This is a genomic window from Streptomyces pseudovenezuelae, assembly GCF_001513955.1.
GTDB classification, from domain to species: Bacteria; Actinomycetota; Actinomycetes; order Streptomycetales; family Streptomycetaceae; genus Streptomyces; species Streptomyces pseudovenezuelae.
Window position 1 is genome coordinate 736,118 of record NZ_KQ948147.1, and the last position, 19,899, is coordinate 756,016.

Annotated in this window: 14 protein-coding genes; 10 read left to right on the plus strand and 4 right to left on the minus strand. The window is 71.9% G+C overall.

The window, feature by feature from the left end; genetic code table 11:
* Positions 1 to 50 precede the first annotated feature (50 nt).
* From AQI94_RS19605 to AQI94_RS19620, 4 genes are all read left to right on the plus strand, one after another.
* The gene (locus AQI94_RS19605; RefSeq protein ID WP_031061782.1) at positions 51 to 1,229 is read left to right on the plus strand and encodes an acyl-CoA dehydrogenase family protein; all 1,179 of its coding nucleotides are present in this window, start codon (positions 51 to 53) and stop codon (positions 1,227 to 1,229) included.
* Between the two features lie 9 nt (positions 1,230 to 1,238).
* Positions 1,239 to 2,105: an oxygenase MpaB family protein gene (locus tag AQI94_RS19610; RefSeq protein ID WP_031061785.1), complete on the plus strand. Its 867-nt coding sequence runs from the start codon at positions 1,239 to 1,241 to the stop codon at positions 2,103 to 2,105.
* 61 nt (positions 2,106 to 2,166) lie between these two features.
* On the plus strand, positions 2,167 to 4,416 hold the full coding sequence (locus AQI94_RS19615; protein ID WP_062229847.1) for a serine/threonine-protein kinase: 2,250 nt from the start codon (positions 2,167 to 2,169) through the stop codon (positions 4,414 to 4,416).
* Positions 4,417 to 4,482: 66 nt separating this feature from the next.
* Complete coding sequence (locus AQI94_RS19620; RefSeq protein WP_031043934.1) at positions 4,483 to 6,054, plus strand: phytoene desaturase family protein; 1,572 nt, start codon at positions 4,483 to 4,485, stop codon at positions 6,052 to 6,054.
* 22 nt (positions 6,055 to 6,076) lie between these two features.
* On the opposite strand, the gene AQI94_RS19625 is transcribed toward AQI94_RS19620, so the two are convergent.
* Entirely contained in the window at positions 6,077 to 6,889 is an 813-nt protein-coding gene (locus AQI94_RS19625; RefSeq protein WP_031043937.1) for an SDR family NAD(P)-dependent oxidoreductase, read from the minus strand.
* 54 nt (positions 6,890 to 6,943) lie between these two features.
* On the opposite strand from AQI94_RS19625, the gene AQI94_RS19630 reads away from it, so the two are divergent.
* The 3 genes from AQI94_RS19630 (at position 6,944) to AQI94_RS19640 (ending at position 10,579) form a co-directional block, all read left to right on the plus strand.
* Positions 6,944 to 7,795 (plus strand): helix-turn-helix transcriptional regulator, encoded by an 852-nt coding sequence (locus tag AQI94_RS19630; protein WP_031043940.1) that lies wholly within the window; start codon positions 6,944 to 6,946, stop codon positions 7,793 to 7,795.
* 124 nt (positions 7,796 to 7,919) lie between these two features.
* Positions 7,920 to 9,029 (plus strand): nitronate monooxygenase, encoded by a 1,110-nt coding sequence (locus AQI94_RS19635; protein WP_031043943.1) that lies wholly within the window; start codon positions 7,920 to 7,922, stop codon positions 9,027 to 9,029.
* Complete coding sequence (locus AQI94_RS19640; protein ID WP_031043946.1) at positions 9,026 to 10,579, plus strand: acyl-CoA synthetase; 1,554 nt, start codon at positions 9,026 to 9,028, stop codon at positions 10,577 to 10,579. The genes AQI94_RS19635 and AQI94_RS19640 overlap by 4 nt, the downstream gene beginning before the upstream one ends.
* 12 nt (positions 10,580 to 10,591) lie before the next feature.
* Here the strand turns inward: AQI94_RS19640 and AQI94_RS19645 are convergent, their stop codons facing one another.
* Positions 10,592 to 12,988 carry a penicillin acylase family protein gene (locus AQI94_RS19645; RefSeq protein ID WP_031043949.1) on the minus strand — a complete coding sequence of 799 codons (2,397 nt, stop codon included), beginning with the start codon at positions 12,986 to 12,988 and terminating at the stop codon, positions 10,592 to 10,594.
* Positions 12,989 to 13,051: 63 nt separating this feature from the next.
* Here AQI94_RS19645 and AQI94_RS19650 point away from each other — a divergent pair, with 63 nt between their 5' ends.
* Positions 13,052 to 14,548, plus strand: a complete 1,497-nt coding sequence (locus tag AQI94_RS19650; protein ID WP_031043952.1) for an acyl-CoA synthetase — start codon at positions 13,052 to 13,054, stop codon at positions 14,546 to 14,548.
* 85 nt (positions 14,549 to 14,633) lie between these two features.
* Positions 14,634 to 15,350: an alpha/beta fold hydrolase gene (locus AQI94_RS19655; protein WP_037942165.1), complete on the plus strand. Its 717-nt coding sequence runs from the start codon at positions 14,634 to 14,636 to the stop codon at positions 15,348 to 15,350.
* Here the strand turns inward: AQI94_RS19655 and AQI94_RS19660 are convergent.
* Both AQI94_RS19660 and AQI94_RS19665 read right to left on the minus strand, forming a co-directional pair.
* Positions 15,328 to 17,157 carry an LTA synthase family protein gene (locus AQI94_RS19660; protein WP_031043958.1) on the minus strand — a complete coding sequence of 610 codons (1,830 nt, stop codon included), beginning with the start codon at positions 17,155 to 17,157 and terminating at the stop codon, positions 15,328 to 15,330. The two genes, AQI94_RS19655 and AQI94_RS19660, sit on opposite strands and share 23 nt — an antisense overlap.
* 145 nt (positions 17,158 to 17,302) lie before the next feature.
* Positions 17,303 to 18,916 (minus strand): acyl-CoA synthetase, encoded by a 1,614-nt coding sequence (locus AQI94_RS19665; RefSeq protein ID WP_031043961.1) that lies wholly within the window; start codon positions 18,914 to 18,916, stop codon positions 17,303 to 17,305.
* A 177-nt stretch (positions 18,917 to 19,093) separates the two neighbouring features.
* On the opposite strand from AQI94_RS19665, the gene AQI94_RS19670 reads away from it, so the two are divergent.
* Positions 19,094 to 19,894, plus strand: a complete 801-nt coding sequence (locus AQI94_RS19670) for a crotonase/enoyl-CoA hydratase family protein (RefSeq protein WP_031043964.1) — start codon at positions 19,094 to 19,096, stop codon at positions 19,892 to 19,894.
* The last annotated feature ends 5 nt before the right edge of the window (positions 19,895 to 19,899 follow it).

Below are 19,899 nucleotides of genomic sequence, written 5' to 3' on the forward strand. Positions count from 1 at the left end.
CGTTCTACGGTGTGCGCCGTCAGGACCGGTCCCGGGAGCCTGGAGGCGCCGTGCATCTCGACCACACACCCGAGCAGCAGCGGCTGCGCAGCGAACTGCGCACCTACTTCGCCGACCTGGTCCCCGACAACGCGCACGCCCGCTTCACCGACCGGGACGCCCAGAAGCGCTTCTACCGCGACACCATCCGCCGCCTCGGCGCCGACGGCTGGCTCGGCGTGGGCTGGCCCAAGGAGTACGGGGGCCGCGGCCTGACCGCGATGGAACAGTTCATCTTCTTCGACGAGGCCGCCCAGGCCGGCGTACCGCTGCCGCTGATGGCCCTCAATACCGTCGGGCCGACGATCATGCGGTTCGGCACCGAGGAGCAGAAGTCCTGGTTCCTGCCCCGCATCCTCTCCGGTGAGATCGACTTCGCGATCGGCTACAGCGAGCCCGGCGCGGGCACCGACCTGGCCTCCCTGAAGACCCGCGCGGTACGGGACGGCGACGAGTACGTCGTCAACGGCCACAAGATCTGGACCACCAACGGCGACACCGCCGACTGGGTCTGGCTCGCCGTGCGCACCGACCCCGACGCCCCGCCGCACAAGGGCATCACCATGCTCCTGATGCCGACCACCGACCCGGGCTACTCCTGCACCGTCATCAACACCCTCGCCTCGCACGACACGACGGCCAGCTACTACGAGAACGTCCGCGTCCCCGTCTCGCACCGGGTCGGCGAGGAGAACCAGGGCTGGCGGCTGATCACCAACCAGCTCAACCACGAGCGCGTCACCCTGGCCGCCCACGGCACCATGGCGATCCGGGCCCTGCACGACGTCCAGCGCTGGGCCATGGAGACCAAGCTCGCCGACGGCCGCCGCGTGATCGACCTGCCCTGGGTGCGCCGCCTCCTCGCCCGGACCCACACGAAGCTCGACGCCCTCAAGCTCCTCAACTGGCGGATGGTGAACGCCGTCCAGGACGGCACCCTCACCCCGCAGGACGCCTCCGCGGTCAAGGTCTACGGCTCCGAGGCCCGCCGGGACGCCTACGCGTGGCTCATGGAGATCGTCGCGGCGGCCGGCGCGCTGAAGGAGGGCTCGGCGGGCGAGGTCCTCCACGGCGAACTCGAACGCGGCTACCGCTCGGCGGTCATCTTCACCTTCGGCGGCGGCAACAACGAGATCCAGCGGGAGATCATCTCCTGGATCGGCCTGGGTATGCCGCGGGTACGGCGTTAGCCTGCGCGTATGACGGACGCGGCGAGCTTCGAGGCGGACGACCCCGGGCTGTTCACCCCGGCCTCGGTGACCTGGCAGATGCACGGCGACCCGATGATGTGGGTCGCCGGCATCCGCGCGCTCTACCTTCAGGCCCTGCACCCGCGGGCGGTGCGCGGGGTCATGCAGAACTCCGACTTCCGGCGCGACGCCTGGGGCCGGCTGATGCGCACCGCGAACTTCGTCGGCACCACCACCTACGGCACCACCGAGGCGGCGGAGAAGGCCGGTGCGCGGGTCCGGAAGATCCACAGCATGCTCGGGGCGACCGACCCCGCCACCGGCGAGCGCTACGGCGTCGACGAACCCGGGCTCCTGCTGTGGGTGCACTGCGCCGAGATCGACTCCTACCTCCAGGTCGCCCGCCGCTCCGGCTTCCGCCTCACCGACGAGCAGGCCGACCGCTACATCGCCGAACACCGGGTCAGCGCCCGCCTGGTGGGCCTGGACCCGGACGCCGTACCGGCGGACCAGGCGGAGATGGCCGCCTACTTCGAGAAGGCGCGCCCCGAACTCGCCGCTACGCCCGAGGCCCGCGCGGTGGACGAGTTCCTGCTCCGCCCGCCGACGCACCCGCTGCTCGTCCCCGCGCGTGAGGTGCTGTGGCGGCGCGTGGCCCAGCTGGCGTACGCCGCCCTGCCGCCGTACGCCCACGAGCTGTACGGCAGGAGAGCCGCCGAACCCACCACCGTCACCCGCCAGTTGCGTGCCACCGGCACCCTGCTGCGCTGCGTTCCCGCACGTCTGCGCTGGCAACTCCCGCCCAAACACATCCTCCGCGCCATGGCCCGCCTCGGCCCGGGCTCCCGGCCCGCCCCGTACAAACTCGGACGATAGGTCGCCATACTGGACGAGCCATGGGAGGGCGGGGCGAACTTTACGGGGGCGGTCGCAGGAGATGGGGGACAGCAGGCTCATCCAGGGGCGGTACCGGCTGCTCGACCTGATCGGGCGCGGCGGCATGGGCGAGGTGTGGCGGGCGCGCGACGAGTCCCTGGGCCGGCATGTCGCCGTGAAGTGTCTCAAGCCGCTGGGCGGGCAGCACGACCAGTCCTTCACCCGGGTCCTGCGGGAGCGGTTCCGGCGCGAGGCGCGCGTGGCCGCCGCCCTCAGCCACCGCGGCATCACGGTCGTCCATGACTTCGGCGAGTCGGACGGCGTCCTCTACCTGGTGATGGAGCTCCTGGACGGCCGCAACCTCAGCCAGCTCCTGGAGGACAACGAACAGCACCCCCTGCCCGTGTCCGACGTCATCGAGATCGCCGACCAGGTCGCCGCCGCGCTCGCCTACACCCACCAACAGGGCATCGTGCACCGGGACCTGAAGCCCGCCAACATCGTCCGGCTGACCGACGGCACCGTGAAGATCTGCGACTTCGGCATAGCCCGCCTCGGCCACGACGTCGACTTCACCTCCCGGCTGACCGGCACCGGCATCGCGATGGGCACCCCGCACTACATGTCACCGGAGCAGATAGGGGGTTCCGAGGTCGACCAGCGCAGCGACCTGTACTCCCTGGGGTGTGTGCTCTACGAGATCGCCACCGGGGCCCCGCCGTTCGACCTGGAGGACGCCTGGGCGATCCTCGTCGGCCACCGCGACACCCCGCCCCGGCCGCCGCGCAGCCACCGCGCCGAACTCCCGGAGTACCTCGACAAGGTCATCCTCGACCTGCTGGCCAAAGAGCCCGGACAACGCCCGCACGACGCACGGGAGCTGGGCCGCCGGATCACCCTGGGCCGCACCACCCCGGCGTACGTGCCCACCGTGGTGACCCCGCGGCCCGACCTCCGGCCGCCGGCCCCCTCCGAACCCGGCCGCCCCCGTGAGACCCGGCTGCCGTCCTGGACCCGGGGCATGACCACCGGCCACAAGGCCACCGGCGCCGGACTCGTCACCACGCCCCCGGACGCCGGGGCCGGTCTGACCGGCGAGTGGATCGCCCGCCCCGCCGGCGGCCGCGTCGAGGAGCCCGCGCCGGACGAGCCGCCCCTGCCCTCGGCGCAGGCCCTGACGGCACTCGCCGGGCGGCACAACGCGGGGCTCAGCCTCGGGCGCCTGGGCCGGTGGGCCGAGGCCGGCGAGGTGCACCGCGCGGTCGCCGCCGAACGCGAGCACCTGCTCGGCCCCGACCACCCCGACACCCTGGCCAGCCACTACGAGGTCGCCTTCACCCTCAGCCGCACCGGCCGCGCCGCGGACGCCCTGCGCGCGTACAAGCACGTGGCCGCGACCAGGACCCGCACCCTGGGCGCCGACCACCCCGACACCCTCGCCGCCCGCCAGGAAATGGCGTACGTCCTCGGCCAGTTGGGCCGCCACCTCGACGCCCACCAGGTCTACCACTCGGTGCTCGCGGCCCGGGAGCGCGGGATGGGCCCGGACCACCCCGACACCCTGCGCTGCCGCCACAACCTCGCCTTCAACCTCAGCCGGCTCGGCCGCCTGGAGGACTCCTACCGGATGGCCGTCGAGGTGGCCGCCGCGCGCGCCCGGGTGCTCGGTCCCCACCACCCCGACACGCTCGTCACCCGATACGAAGTGGCCTATGCGCTCGGCCAGTCGGGACGCTGGGCGGAAGCCCTGCAGACCTACCACGAGGTCGCCGAGGCGCGCGCCCGGGCCCTCGGCCCCGATCACCCCGACACCCTCGCCGCCCGCTACGAGGTCGGCATCAGCCTCGGCCGCCTCGGCCGCAGCGCGGACGCGCTGCGGCTCTACCGCGACCTGATCGAGGACCGCACCCGCGTCCACGGCCCCGCCCACCCCGAGACCCTGCGCGCCCGCCACGGCCTCGGCGTCAACCTCGGCCGCCTCGGCCGCTGGGAAGAGGCCCTCGCCGAGTCCCGGGACGTGTGCGCGATCCGCGCGCGCGTCCTAGGCCCCGACCATCCGGACACCCTGGTCAGCCGTCGCGAGGTCGCCGTGGGTCTCGGCTGGCTCGGCCGCTGGACGGACGCCCTCACCGAGTACCGCACCGTGGCCGCCGCCCGCGAGCGGGTCCTCGGCGCCGACCACCCCGACACCCTCGCCAGCCGCAACGACGAGGCGCACTGCCTGGAACAGCTCGGCCGGGGCGCGGAGGCGGTCGAGCTCTACCGCAGAGCGGCGCTGCTGCGCCGGCAGCGGGAGCCGGGAGCACTGTGACCCGGGGCGTGGGCCGGGTGCGCTCCCCCTCTGGCCGACCTAGATCACCACGTGTTACGAAGAACCATGCCTGCACACGAGGGACTCCACCGCCGCTACGACGCCGTCATCGTCGGCGGAGGTCACAACGGACTGGTCGCCGCCGCCTATCTGGCCCGGGCCGGGCGGTCCGTACTGGTCCTGGAGCGGCTCGGGAACACCGGGGGAGCGGCGGTGTCCACGCGCCCCTTCGCCGGAGTGGACGCCCGGCTGTCCCGGTACTCGTACCTGGTCAGCCTGCTGCCCAGGAAGATCGTCCGCGATCTCGGCCTGGACTTCCGCGTCCGCACCCGCAACGTCTCGTCGTACACCCCCGTGGAACGCGACGGCAGGCCGACCGGACTGCTCGTCGGCGGCGGCGAGCGCCGCACCCGGGAGGCCTTCGCCCGGCTCACCGGCGGTGAAGGCGAGTACCGGGCCTGGCAGCGGTTCTACGACATGACGGGCCGGGTGGCCCAGCGGGTGTTCCCCACGCTCACCGAACCGCTGCCCACCCGGGACGAACTGCGCCTGCGGGTGGACGACGAGGAGGCATGGCGGGTCCTGTTCGAGGAGCCGATCGGTGTTGCCGTGGAGGACCGTTTCGCCGACGACCTGGTCCGGGGTGTGGTCCTGACCGACGCGCTCATCGGCACCTTCGCCGACGCCCACGACCCCTCCCTCAAGCAGAACCGCTGCTTCCTCTACCACGTGATCGGCGGCGGGACCGGCGCCTGGGACGTGCCCGTCGGCGGCATGGGCGCCCTCACGGACGCCCTGGCCACGGCGGCACGCCAGGCCGGCGCGGTGCTCGCCACCGGCCACGAGGTCATGGGGATCTCCGCGGACGGCAGCTCCGCGGAGATCACGTACCGCACCGCCGAGGGCGAGGGCACCGTCGCGGCCCGGCACGTCCTGGTCAACGCCTCCCCGCGGGAACTCGCCGCGCTCACCGGCGACCTGCCGCCCACGCCCACCGAGGGCGCCCAGCTCAAGGTCAACGTCCTCCTCAAGCGGCTCCCGCGGCTGCGCGACAGCGAGGTCGATCCGCGCGAGGCGTTCTCCGGCACCTTCCACATCGCCGAGGGCTACCAGCAGCTGGCCACCGCCCATGCCGAGGCCGCCGCCGGCCGGCTCCCCACCGCCCCGCCCTCCGAGATCTACTGCCACTCCCTCACCGACCCGACGATCCTCGGCCCGGACCTCGTCGAGCAGGGCTACCAGACCCTCACCCTGTTCGGCCTGCACACCCCGGCCAGGCTCTTCGACCGGGACAACGACGCCGTACGGGAGGAACTCCTCAAGTCCACCCTCGCCCAGCTCGACGCCCACCTCGCCGAGCCGCTGGCCGACTGCGTGGCCACGGACGCGGACGGCCGGCCGTGCATCGAGGCGAAGACCCCGCTCGACCTGGAGCGGGACCTGCGGCTGCCCGGCGGCAACATCTTCCACCGCGAACTGTCCTGGCCGTACGCCGAGGAGGGCACCGGCCGGTGGGGCGTGGAGACCCGGCACCCGAACGTGCTGCTGTGCGGGGCGGGCGCGGTGCGCGGCGGCGGGGTGAGCGGGGTGCCGGGGCACAACGCGGCGATGGCCGTGCTGGAGGAGCTCGGCGGCTGAAGCGCCCCGCCCGCCGGCGTTCTCAGGCCCGGCTGCCCCCGTCGACCTGGAGCACCACGCCGGTCACGTACGAGGCACGGTCGCTCAGGAGCCAGGCCGCGGCCTCGGCGATCTCGGCCGGGTGGGCGCCGCGGCCCAGCGGGGTCTGCGCGACGAGCTGCTCGACGATGCCCGGGGAGCTTGTCTCCCACTCGTCGATCATCTCCGTCATCGTGGTGCCGGGGGCGACGGCGTTGACCCGGATGCCCTCCGGGCCGTACGTGGCGGCGGCTGAGGCGGTCAGGCTGTTGACCGCCCGCTTGGCGGCGCCGTACGCGGGCAGCCAGGGGTTGGCCATCAGGCTGCCGATACTGGAGTTGTTGACGATCGCGCCCGTCCCGGCGGTGGCCCGGATCGCGGCGATCTCGGCGTTCATCGCCAGCCAGGGGCCCTTGAGGTTGACGGAGATGACGTGGTCGAACTCGGCCTCGGACAGCTGGTCCAGGGGGCCGGGCCGCTGAATGGTCGCGCCGTTGTTGAAGGCGACGTCGAGCCTGCCGTACAGCTCGACGGCCCGGTCCACGGCGGCCCGGATGCTCGCCGGGTCGGCCAGGTCGCAGTGGACGTGGTCGGCGGTGCCGCCCGCGGCGCGGATCTCCTCGGTGACCGCCTTGAGTTCGGTCTCGGTGCGGGCCGCGAGCAGCACACGGGCGCCTTCGCGGGCGAACAGCCGCGCGGCCGCGGCGCCGATCCCGCGTCCGGCGCCGGTGACGAAGGCGACCTTGTCGGCGAGCAGAGCAGTGGTGGTCGTGGTGTTGTCCATGCCGACGAGCCTGCTGCCGGTGCCCCGGCTCATCCAGGCATCGGCAGTACCTGGCTGGGCACCGCGGCGCCCGCGCACACTGGGAGCGTGGACCGACGAGAACTGGCTGACTTCCTGCGCAGCCGGCGCGAGCGCATCACCCCCGCCGACGTGGGGCTGGCCGCCGGGCCGCGCCGCCGCACCCCGGGCCTGCGCCGCGAGGAGGTGGCGCAGCTCGCGTACATCTCCACCGAGTACTACACCCGGCTGGAGCAGGCACGCGCACCCCGTCCCTCCCTGGAGGTACTGGCGCAGGTCGCCCGTGCCCTGCGCCTGTCGGACGCCGAACGGGACCACCTCCACCATCTCGCCGGCACCCCGCCGGGCCCGCCGCCCGGTCCCTCCCGCGAGGTCCGCCAGAGCATCGTCGACCTGTTGCACCGGCTGCCGCAGGCCGCAGCGATCGTCATCTCGGCCGCCCACGAGGTCATCGCCTGGAACGACCTGGCCGCGGCCCTCATGGAGGACTTCTCCGCCCTCTCGCGCCGTGACCGCAACCTGGTCCGGCGGGCCTTCCTCGGTCCGCACCCGAAAAGCGGGCGCCTGTACGGGGTGTCGGACGGTGCGGAGTTCGCCATCTCCTCGGTCCAGCATCTGCGCGCCGCCTCCGCCCGCTATCCCGGCGATGCCGAGCTGACCGGTCTGGTGGCCGAACTCCTCGACGGCAGCGAGGAGTTCGCCGCACTGTGGGCGGCCCACGACGTCACGGCCAGCCCCACCCTGTGCAAGACCTTCCACCACCCCGTGGTCGGCGCGGTCGTCGTCAACTGCGATGTCCTGGACATCGCCGACCGCGACCAGCGGGTCGTGATCTACACGGCCGCTCCCGGCTCCCCCTCCGAGGAGGCGCTACGGCTGCTCTCGGTCGTCGGCACCCAGCGCCTGGACGTCCCCGGCTGAGCCCTCCACCCGCGGACGCCGATTCCGACGGGCCGCATCCGACGGGCCGAATCCGGCGACGTGAATCTGACGGAGCATCAGAAAACCTCTTCCGTCGTCCGGAGGTCTGCGGCATCCTGCGGCCATGCAGACGGAGCTGAGCAAGAAACTGGGAGTCGAGCACGCCGTCTTCGGCTTCACGCCGTTCCCCGCCGTCGCCGCGGCCATCAGCCGGGCCGGCGGTTTCGGAGTGCTCGGCGCGGTCCGCTACACGGCCCCCGACGAGCTCAAACGCGACCTCGACTGGATCGAGGCCCACGTCGACGGCAAGCCGTACGGCCTGGACGTCGTCATGCCCGCCAAGAAGGTCGAAGGGGTGACCGAGGCGGACGTCGAGGCGATGATCCCCGAGGGGCACCGGCAGTTCGTCAGGGACACCCTCGCCAAGTACGGCGTGCCCGAGCTCGCCGAGGGCGAGGCGTCGGGGTGGCGCATCACGGGCTGGATGGAGCAGGTCGCCCGCAACCAGCTGGACGTCGCCTTCGACTATCCGATCCGGCTGCTCGCCAACGCCCTCGGCTCCCCGCCCGCCGACGTGGTGGCCCGCGCGCATGAACAGAACGTCCTCGTGGCGGCGCTCGCGGGCAGCGCCCGGCACGCGGTGAAGCACAAGGAGGGCGGCATCGACATCGTGGTCGCGCAGGGCTACGAGGCCGGCGGCCACACCGGTGACATCGCCTCCATGGTCCTCACCCCCGACGTCGTCGACGCCGTGGACCCGCTGCCCGTGCTGGCGGCGGGCGGCATCGGCAGCGGTCAGCAGGTGGCGGCCGCACTGGCACTCGGCGCCCAGGGCGTGTGGCTGGGCTCCCTGTGGCTGACCACCACCGAGGCCGAACTGCCCTCGCCCAAGCTGATCGAGAAACTGTTCGCGGCCGGCTCCGGCGACACCGTCCGCTCCCGCGCGCTGACCGGGAAGCCCGCGCGCCAGCTCCGTACCGAATGGACCGACGCCTGGGACTCCGCCGACGGGCCGGGCACCCTGCCCATGCCCCTGCAGGGTCTGCTGGTCGCCGACGCCGTCTCGCGCATCCAGAAGTACGAGGTGGAGCCCCTCCTGGGCACCCCCGTCGGCCAGATCGTCGGCCGGATGACCAGCGAACGCAGTGTCCAGGCCGTCTTCGACGACCTCACCCGCGGCTTCGAGGAAGCCGTCGATCGCATCAACCGCATCGCCGGAAGGAGCGGCCAGTGACGAGCACGCCTCCCGCGGGCTTCTGGGCCCAGGCCGCCCAGGACCCCTCCCGTACGGTCCTCATCGCCCCCGACGGCACGCCCTGGACCGCGGGCCGCCTCCTGGGAGCCGCCAACCAGCTGGTGCACGGCCTGCGGGCCGCCGGCCTCGAACGCGGGGACGCCTTCGCCGTCGTCCTGCCCAACAGCGCGGAGTTCTTCACCGCGCACCTCGCCGCCAGCCAGGCCGGTCTCTACCTGGTCCCGATCAACCACCACTTCGTCGCCCCCGAGATCGCATGGATCGTCGCCGACTCCGGAGCCAAGGTGCTCCTCGCCCACGAACGCTTCGCCGACGCGGCGCGGCAGGCGGCCGACGAGGCGGACCTCCCGGTGAGCCACCGGTACACCGTCGGGGAGATCGAGGGCTTCCGCCCCTACGCCGAACTCCTTGACGGGCAACCGGAGTCGGCACCCGAGGACCGCGAACTCGGCTGGGTCATGAACTACACCTCCGGGACGACGGGCCGCCCCCGCGGCATCCGCAGGCCGCTGCCCGGCAAGCGGCCGGAGGAGGCGTACCTCGGCGGCTTCCTCGGCATCTTCGGCATCCAGCCCTTCGGCGACAACGTCCACCTCGTCTGCTCGCCGCTCTACCACACCGCCGTCCTGCAGTTCGCGGCCGCGTCCCTGCACATCGGCCACCCTCTGGTCCTCATGGACAAGTGGACGCCCGAGGAGATGCTGCGGCTGATCGACGCCCACCGGTGCACCCACACCCACATGGTCCCGACCCAGTTCCACCGGCTGCTGGCCCTGCCCGAGGACGTCCGGGCACGCTACGACGTCTCGTCCATGCGGCACGCCATCCACGGCGCCGCCCCCTGCCCCGACCACGTCAAACGGGCGATGCTCGACTGGTGGGGGCCCTGTGTGGAGGAGTACTACGCGGCCAGTGAGGGCGGCGGTGCCTTCGCGACCGCCGAGGACTGGCTGAAGAAGCCCGGCACGGTCGGCAAGGCCTGGCCCATCAGCGAGCTCGCGATCTTCGACGACGACGGCAACCGGCTGCCGCCCGGTGAACTGGGCACCGTGTACCTGAAGATGAACACCGGCGGCTTCGCGTACCACAAGGACGAGGCCAAGACGAAGAAGAACCGCATCGGCGACTTCTTCACCGTCGGCGACCTCGGCCTCCTCGACGAGGACGGCTATCTCTTCCTCCGCGACCGCAAGATCGACATGATCATCTCGGGCGGGGTCAACATCTACCCCGCCGAGATCGAGTCCGTGCTGCTCCAGCATCCCGCCGTCGCCGACGCCGCCGCCTTCGGCATCCCGCACGACGACTGGGGCGAGGAGGTCAAGGCCGTGGTGGAAGCGGCCCCGGGGCACACCCCCGGGCCGGACCTGGCCGGCGACATCCTCGCCCACTGCGCCGCGCAACTCGCGGGCTACAAGCGCCCGAAGAGCGTCGACTTCATCACCGAGATGCCCCGCGACCCCAACGGCAAGCTGTACAAGCGGCGCCTGCGGGACCCGTACTGGGAGGGGCGCCCGCGACCGGTGTGAGCCCGCCCGGCGTCAGGAGCGCACCCGCACGATCCGCAGCGCGGGCGAGGTCAGGATGTCCTTCTCGCAGAACCGGGACGTCACCCACCTCTTCTCGGAGAACAGCCGGGTCTGGTCGCTGAAGTGCGGCGAGTTCGGGTTCGAGGACTGGGAGTACGTCAGCAGGGTCCGGGCCACCGGACAGCGGCCGCCGTCCCAGCCCACCGCCTGGATGTAGCTGGACCCGGTCGTCACCTCCGTGTATCCGCCGCCCGCCGGGTCCCACACCGGCTCGACCTTGTTCCACACCCCCAGCGACTCGGTGCCGCCCGGAACGGGGACGCGCTTGCCGTTCCGTACGACGAACTGGTGCTCCCCGAGCCGGGAGTCCAGCGCGATGCCCGCCGCCCGGAGTTCGGCGACCGTGTCCGCGAGGGCCGTCGTGAAGGCGGGTGAGCCCGTGTTGAGGGTGTTCGGCGTGTTCACCGGGTCGGCCGCCGAGAACGGCACCTTCCACAGCTGGGCCACGGGCAGCCGCCGCCACAGCCGGTCGAACAGCAGGGCGCCCCGGCTGCCGGTGTTCACGGAGTGGTCCCAGGCCGCGAGCACCCCGCAGGCCTCGCGGACGTCGACGGCCTTGCCGTCGCTGCCCGTCGCCGTGCCGCCGGGCAGAGCCGCACATGCCGTCGCCGCGTCCGCCGCCACGAGGTCGCCCGCGGGCACCCGGTCGGCGAACTGCTGCGCCTGGAGGTCCCGCACGGTCAACCGCCCCCGCGCGGCCATCGCGGACACGTCCTGCAGAGCACCGCGCGTGCGCAGCGTGCGCTGCGTCCCCAGCGTGCCGAAGACCCGCTCGTAACCCGTCAGCGGCCGCTCGGCGTTGGCCAGCCAGGCGCTGTCGTTGGAGTTCTCCGCGTACGGCGCGTCCTTCAGGACCGGCATCTTCGCCGGCCCGAAGATGCCCGGCTGTACGGCGTCCGGGTCACTGCCGAGAGCGCAGTCGCCGTGCGAGCCGTCGAGGATCGCCACCCCCGAGGCGGGGTAGGTGACTTTGCCCAAGGGGGTGGAGCAGCGCTGTGCCAGTTCGTCGGTGATCCGGGGGAGCACCTGGGACTGCGTGAACAGGGTGTGCCCCCGAGCGTCGGCGGCGATCGTGTTGACCCAGGGCAGCCCCTGCGTACGCCGCACCGCGTCCAGCACGTCGCTCGTGCCGCGGGCCCTGCTGAAGCCGAGGGCCGTGTCGGAGGCGCGCAGGTTGGTGGCGTTCGGGTCGTTGAGGGCGTACGCCGTCGTGGTCGTCCAGGGCAGCGGGAGCGTGGCCCCGAGCGAGGTGACGACGGGGCCGTACCGCGTCCACCACTGGGCCCTCGTCACCGGTGCGCCGCCTCGGACGGCGACGGTCACCTCGCGCCGGGTCATCCGTTCCGGCCTGCCGTCCACGAGATACGCGGTCGGGTCGGACGGGTCCAGGGTGAGCTGGTGCAGGTTCAGGGGGACGCCGGTGGCCACGGTGTGGCTCCAGGCCACCTGCGCGTTGTGGCCGATGGAGATCGTCGCCGAGCCGAGCAGCGAGCCGCCCGCGATGTTCAGTTCGCCCGGGATGGTCTGCTGCGACTGCCAGAAGCGGCGGCCGCCCTGCCAGGGGTAGTGCGGGTTGCCGAGGAGCAGCCCGCGGCCGTTCGCCGTCGTGGCCCCGCTGAAGGCGACGGCGTTGGAGCCCATGTCGGCGGTGTCGGCCGCGAAGAGCTCACGAGCCGCCCGTGCGGTGTCCCGGGCGTCCGGTGCGCCTGCCGTCGGGGTGGTGGACACGGGCGGCTGGGCGGCGGTGATGCCGTCCACGGCCCGGCCCTGACCGCCGAGCACGGCCAGCGCGAAACTGCGCGCGGCCACGTCCTGGACCGACACGGGACGCACCCAGTCGGCGCCCTTGCACGCCGGATCGGTGATCCGGTTCTTCTCCAGCCAGGTGTTGTAGCCGGCGGCGAAGCCCCGCATCAGGTCCTTCACCTCGCGGCTCGGACCACGCGGCGCCGGCTCGGCCATCAGCCTCTCCACCGTGCCCGCCTCCCGCACCCCGCGGAAGTACAGGTCGCCGGCGAGGTTCTTCGTGGCCGAGGAGAGCGCGGAGTCCGAGGCCGCGTCGGCCCCGAAGTACCGCGAGCGCTCGCCGCGCACGGTCACGAACCCGTCGGCGAGCGCGCAGACCTGGTCGGCGGCCTGCGCCCACCCGGTGCCGAAGCCCAGGTCCGCGTATTTCTTCGCGAGGATGTGCGGGATGCCGTACTCGGTGTAGCGGATGGTGGCGGACAGACCGCCGTGCGACGGATGGTGCTGTGCGTGCCGGTCCTGCGCGGCTGCGGCCGGCAGTGTGCCGACGGCGGCGAACAGGGCCACGGCCGTGACGACGGCGCGTCTGGGGCGGGTGCGCATCGTGCCTCCCAACGTCATTGAGGGAAGGAGCGGTTGAGCGTACCAACCGGTAGGTTGTCCCGTATGACGCCTGGACACGGCAGTACGGTTGACGGGGTGCTGCGGCGCAGCGCCCGGCGCACCCCGGCGCGCGTCGCGGTGGAGTACGGCGAGCGCTCATGGACGTACGAGGAACTGGACGACGCGGTCTCCCGCGCGGCGCGCCTGCTCCTCGACCAGGGCCTCGACCGCGGTGACCGGGTCGGTGCCTACGGCCACAACTCGGACGCGTATCTGATCGCCTTCCTCGCCTGTGCCCGCGCGGGACTGGTGCACGTGCCGGTCAACCAGAACCTCACCGGCGACGATCTGGCGTACATCGTCGGCCAGTCGGGCAGCACCCTCGTCCTCGCCGATCCCGGCCTCGCGGGACGGCTGCCGGCCGGTGCGCGCACGCTGCCCCTGCGGGACTCCGCCGACTCGCTGCTGACCCGCCTCGCCACGACGCCGCCGTACGACGGCCCCGAGGCGCGCGGCGAGGACCTGGTCCAGCTGCTGTACACCTCCGGGACGACGGCCCTGCCGAAGGGCGCGATGATGACCCACCGCGCCCTGGTGCACGAGTACCTGAGCGCGATCACCGCGTGCGATCTGAGCGCCGGTGACCGCCCCGTGCACTCGCTGCCGCTGTACCACTCGGCGCAGATGCACGTCTTCCTGCTCCCGTATCTCGCGGTCGGCGCGACGAACATCATCCTCGACGGGCCCGACGGAGACCGCCTTCTCGACCTGGTCGAACAGGGTCGCGCGGACAGCCTGTTCGCCCCGCCCACGGTGTGGATCGCCCTGGCCAACCGTCCCGACTTCGCCACCCGTGACCTCGGCGGACTGCGCAAGGCGTACTACGGCGCCTCGATCATGCCGGTGCCCGTCCTGGAGCGGCTGCGCGAGCGGCTGCCGAAGCTGGCCTTCTACAACTGCTTCGGCCAGAGCGAGATCGGCCCGCTGGCCACCGTCCTCGCGCCCGACGAGCACAAGGGGCGGATGGACTCCTGCGGCCGCACCGTCCTGTTCGTGGACGCGCGGGTCGTGGACGAGGACGGCAAGGACGTGCCCGACGGGACGCCAGGCGAGATCGTCTACCGGTCGCCGCAGCTGTGCGAGGGCTATTGGGACAAGCCCGAGGAGACCGAGGCGGCCTTCCGGGACGGCTGGTTCCACTCCGGCGACCTCGCGGTCCGGGACGCGCACGGCTACTTCACGATCGTCGACCGGGTGAAGGACGTCATCAACTCCGGGGGCGTGCTGGTCGCCTCACGCCAGGTGGAGGACGCGCTGTACACCCACGACGCCGTCGCCGAGGTCGCCGTGATCGGCCTGCCCGACGAACGGTGGATCGAGGCCGTCACCGCGGTCGTCGTCCCGCGCGGGGAGGTCACCGAGGCCGAACTGATCGACCACGCGCGCGAGAAGCTCGCCCACTTCAAGGCGCCGAAGCGGGTGCTGTTCGTGGACGAGCTGCCGCGCAACGCCAGCGGGAAGATCCTGAAGCGGGAGCTGCGGGACCGGTTCGCCGGCTGAAGGACCCACCGTCGTTCGCGCGGGGTGTTCTGCCCTCGGCAGAGCCGGGCCGCCGCCGTCCGCCGTCGCGGATACGGTCCCCGGTATGGACACCGTCAAGGCGAACGGCATCACCCTCGCGTACCGGACCTGGGGCCCCGAGGACGCCCTGCCCGTCCTGCTGCTGCACTGCCGTGGTGCCGACGGAGCGGACTGGGCCCGGGTCGCCGAGCGGCTGGCGGCGGGGCCGCGTCCGCGCCGTGTGTACGCTCCCGATCTGCGCGGCCACGGTCGCAGCGACTGGCCCGGAGCGTACGCGTGCGAGGCGATGCGCGACGACATGCTCGGCTTTCTCGCCGCGGTCGGGGCGGGGCATGCCGACGTCGTGGGCCATTCGCTCGGCGGGACCGTCGCCTGTCTGCTCGCGCAGGACGCGCCCGCTGTCGTACGACGGCTGGTCCTGGAGGACGTGCCCGCGCCGCTTCCCCTCGATCCGCCCAGACCGCCCGCTCCGGCCCCGGACTCCGCCCTGCCCTTCGACTGGGCCATGCTGCGGGCCACCGACGCGCAGCGCAACGCGCCCGACCCCCGGTGGTGGGACCGCATGGGGCGGATCACCATGCCCACGCTCGTCGTCGCAGGCGGGCCCTCCAGCCTCGTCCCGCAGGACGAGGTCGCCGCGGTGGCCTCAAGGATCCCCGGCGCCCGCCTGGTGACCGTCGGCGGTGGTCACCTGGTGCACGAGACCAGGCCGGAGGAGTTCCTGGCCGTCCTCGTGCCCTTCCTGGAGGCGCCCGCCGTCACTTCGCGAACGCCGTCATGAAGCGGTCGCGGAACTTGTCCATGCCCCACTCGGGCGCGTTGTCGGCGGGCTTGAGGCCGTCCGTCCAGTGCCAGTCCTCGACCCGGTCCAGGATCCTCGGGTCCTTGGCGACGATGGTGATCGGCACGTCCCTGCTGGTGGAACCCTTGGTGACGGTCGGGACGGGCTGGTGGTCGCCGAGGAAGACCAGGACCGTGTTCTCGTCGCCGTAGCGCTGCATCCACTGGGTCAGGCTGTCCACGGAGTACTGGATGGCCTTGCGGTACTCGGTGCGCACCCGCTCCTGGCTCTTCCAGACCTCCGTCGGGTTCGTGCCCTCCTTCTTGATCTGCTCGAAGACCGAACCGTCACCGAGGTCGTTCCAGTCGATCGTGTGGGCGATCGGCGACCAGGGGTTGTGGCTGGACGCCAGGATGATCTCCGCCATGATCGGGTCGCGGTTCTTCTTGCCGTGCTCCAGCTTCTGGAAGGCCTCCAGGCTGAACTGGTCCGGCACGGGCGTCCAGCTGAAGTAGGGGCCCTTGTAGCCGAGGTGCGTGGAGTCGTAGATGTGGTCGAGGCCGAAGTACTTGCCCTCGGGCCAGGACTTGCGCACACCCGGCACGATGCCGACCGTGCGCCAGTCACCGGTCTTCTGGAAGTAGCTGGTGAGGGTGGCGCGTTTGCTGGAGGTGAGGTTCAGGTACCGCTGCTGGTTCTTGACCCACAGGCCGGACAGGAACGTGGAGTGGGCCATCCAGCTGCCGGCGCCCGTCACCGGGGACCTCAGCCAGCCGCTGCGCGACGCGAACCCGGCCGCCTTGAGCGTCGCGTCGCCCTTCTTCAGCGTCGCGTCCATCTCCGGCGCCATCGCCGGGTCGTCGATCGCCACCCGGCCGTAGCTCTCGATGAAGGTGAACAGGACGTCCTTGCCGCGCAGCCCGGTCAGGAGCTGGTCGGGCGGGGTGGCCGCGAAGGCGTCGACGGCGGACTGCTTCTCGAAGACCTGGGCGTCGCCCAGCCCGTTGCGCACCTGCTGCACCCGGTTGGCGAGGAACTCGGTGTTGCCCTTGGTGGCGAACGAGACGCCGCCGAACTGCACGCCCACCGTGAAGCAGGTGACCCACACGGTGCCGAGGACGAGGATGGTGCCGACGGACCTGGAGCGGTGCCGGGACATCACGTTCGTCAGCCGTAGCGTCGCCCAGGTGCACAGCGCGAGCAGGGCGAGGAACAGGACGATCACGCCGATCACCGCGAGTACCTCGCCGGTGCGGCCGAACGTCTCCTTGAGCCAGTCCGTCGCGTTGCCCAGCATGATCCAGTCGAAGACCAGGTCGAACGGCCGGGCCAGGGTCTGGTAGAAGCCCATGTCCATGAACTTCATGACCGCGAACAGCCCGAGGAACAGCCCGGAGACGACGGCGGCGATCCGGCGTGCCCTGGGCGGCAGCACGAGGAGGACGGCCACCAGGACGATCGCCTCGACGGGCAGCCGGAAGAACGACCGCAGGTTCATGTGGTCGAGCCGGTTCGGGAAGAGCAGCACGAGCAGCACCAGAAGACCGGCCAGCACGCTCGTCCCCACGGACACACCACGGGCCGTACGGGGGAAGCGGCGGCGCCAGCCGAACCAGCCCGGGCGCGGGGAACCACTCGGCGGGGGAGTGGCCTGGTCACCGGTCTCCGAGGTTTCCGAGGTCTCCGTCTTCCCGGGCTCCCCTGTGGCCTCTTCCGTCGCGTCCGCCCCCGTCGCACCCCCACCGTCCGTGTCCTTCTCGCCCCCAGTGATGTCCGGCAGTTGACGAGAGCGAGTGAAGAGTGACACCCGGTGGTCCTTCCGTGCGGTCTTGCTGTGACGTGCGGTCCTGCCGCGACGGCATGACGAACAGGGCCCGCTGACCGAGCCTGCCCTCACCAGTACGGTCGCACGTCACGTTCGGTTCAATCGCACGGGGCCCCGGAACGGACGGTCACCCGTCGGCCGCCACCGCCACCTTCTGCGCCCAGCGGTAGTCCGCCTTGCCGCTCGGCGACCGCCGGATGGACTCCGCGATCACCAGCTGGCGCGGCACCTTGTAGCCCGCGAGCCGTGCCCGGCAGTGCGTCTGGAGGTCGTCCAGGGACATCCGCCCCGCCCCCGCCCGCAACTGCACGACGGCCGCCACATGGTGCCCCCACTTCACGTCCGGCACTCCGGCGACGAGCGCGTCGTAGACGTCCGGATGTGCCTTGAGCGCCTGCTCGACCTCCTCCGGGTACACCTTCTCGCCGCCCGTGTTGATGCACTGCGAGCCGCGCCCGAGGACGGTGACGACGCCCTCCTCGTCGACGGTCGCCATGTCGCCGAGCAGCACCCACCGCTCACCGTCCTTCTCGAAGAAGGTGTCGGCGGTTTTCCCCTGGTCGTTGTAGTAGCCGAGCGGCACGTGGCCGCACTGCGCGACCCGGCCCACCTCGCCCACCGCGACGGGTTCGTGGGTCGCGGGGTCGACCACCTGGGTACGGGAGTTGACCCGCACGCGGAAGCCGCGCTCGGGGCCCGAGTCCTCCGTGGCCGTGCCGTTGAAGCCGGACTCGGAGGAGCCGAAGTTGTTGAGCAGCATGGCGCCCGGGACGAGCGCCCGGAACTGCCGGCTCACCGTGTCCGACATGATCGCGCCCGAGGAGGACACGCTGAACACCGACGACATGTCGGTGCCCTTCATCGGACCCTGCAGCGCGTCGATGAGCGGCCGCAGCATCGCGTCGCCCACCAGCGACATGGCGCTCACCTTCTCCCGCTCGACGGTCCGCAGCACCTCCTCGGGCACGAACTTGCGGTGCAGTACGACCCGTTGGCCGAAGTTGAAGCCGATGAGGGCGGTCAGCGTCGAGGTGCCGTGCATCAGCGGGGGCGTGGGGAAGAAGGTGATCCCCGGCCCGCCCGCCGCGACCCGCTCGGCCAGCTCCTCGGGTCGCTTCACCGGCTCCCCGGTCGGAGCGCCCCCGCCGAGCCCCGAGAAGAACAGATCCTCCTGGCGCCACATCACGCCCTTGGGCATCCCGGTGGTGCCGCCGGTGTAGATGATGAACTGGTCGTCGGCCGACCGCCCCGGGAACCCGCGCTCGGGCGACCCGGAGGCCTCGGCGTCCGTGAAGTCCACCGCCGGCAGCCCGTTCGGCTCCGCCCGTCCGACCCGCACCAGGTGCCGCAGCCGTTGCGTGTGCGGCAGCGCGGCCGCCACCCGGTCCGTGAACTCGCCGTCGAAGACCAGCCCCACCAGATCCGCGTCCCGGTAGAGATAGACCAACTCCTCCTCGACATAGCGGTAGTTGACGTTCACCGGGACGATCCGCGCCTTCAGGCACCCCAGCAGCGTCTGTACGTACTCCACCCCGTTGTAGAGATGCAGTCCGACGTGCTCACCGGCGCGTACTCCGCTGTCGAGGAGATGGTGGCCGATGCGATCGGCGGCGGCGTCCAGTTCCGCGTACGTCAGCCGGCGCTCCGCACCCGTACCGGGAATGTCGAGGTACGCGAGCGCCTCACGGTCCGGCACCACGTCGACGACCGACTCGAACAGGTCGGCAAGGTTGTACTCCACCGTTCCTCCTGAACTGGTCCCGGCCCGGCTCTGTGACGGTTCGCCGGTCATCAGAGCAAAGGGCGGCGTGACTGTGAAGGGTTCGCGCGAAGAAATCTGACTGTCTGTCAGAAAACCCTTGAAGTGCACCGGCGCCTCCTGCAACCTGTTCTCGTTCCGGCAGAGGGGAGAGGGTCGATGGGTGGGACGGAACACCTCGACATCCAGCGCGAGGGCGCCACACTGGTGCTCACGCTCAACAGGCCGGAGGCGAAGAACGCGCTCTCGTTGCCGATGCTGGTCGGCCTGTACGACGGCTGGGTGGAGGCGGACGCGGACGACTCGATCCGCTCGGTCGTCTTCACCGGCGCGGGCGACTCGTTCTGCGCCGGCATGGATCTCAAGGCCCTCGCCGGCCGGAGTACCGGTGGCGAGCGGTACCGGGACCGGCTGAGTGCCGACCCCGACCTGCACTGGAAGGCGATGCTGCGCCATCACCGCCCCCGCAAACCGGTGATCGCGGCCGTCGAGGGGTACTGCGTCGCGGGCGGCACGGAGATGCTCCAGGGCACCGACATCCGGGTCGCCGGCGAGTCCGCCACCTTCGGCCTCTTCGAGGTGAAGCGCGGCCTGTTCCCGATCGGCGGCTCCACGGTCCGGCTGCAACGCCAGATCCCGCGTACCCACGCGCTGGAGATGCTGCTCACCGGACGCCCGTACACCGCGCGCGAGGCCGCCGACATCGGCCTGGTCGGGCACGTCGTCCCCGACGGAACGGCACTCGACAAGGCCCTGGAGATCGCCGAACTGATCAACGCCTGCGGCCCCTTGGCCGTGGAGGCGGTGAAGGCGTCGGTCTACGAGAGTGCCGAGATGACCGAGACCGAGGGCCTGGCCGCCGAACTCAAGCGCGGCTGGCCGATCTTCGACACCGCCGACGCGAAGGAAGGCGCCCGCGCCTTCGCGGAGAAGCGGCCGCCCGACTTCAAACGCGCCTAGCGAGG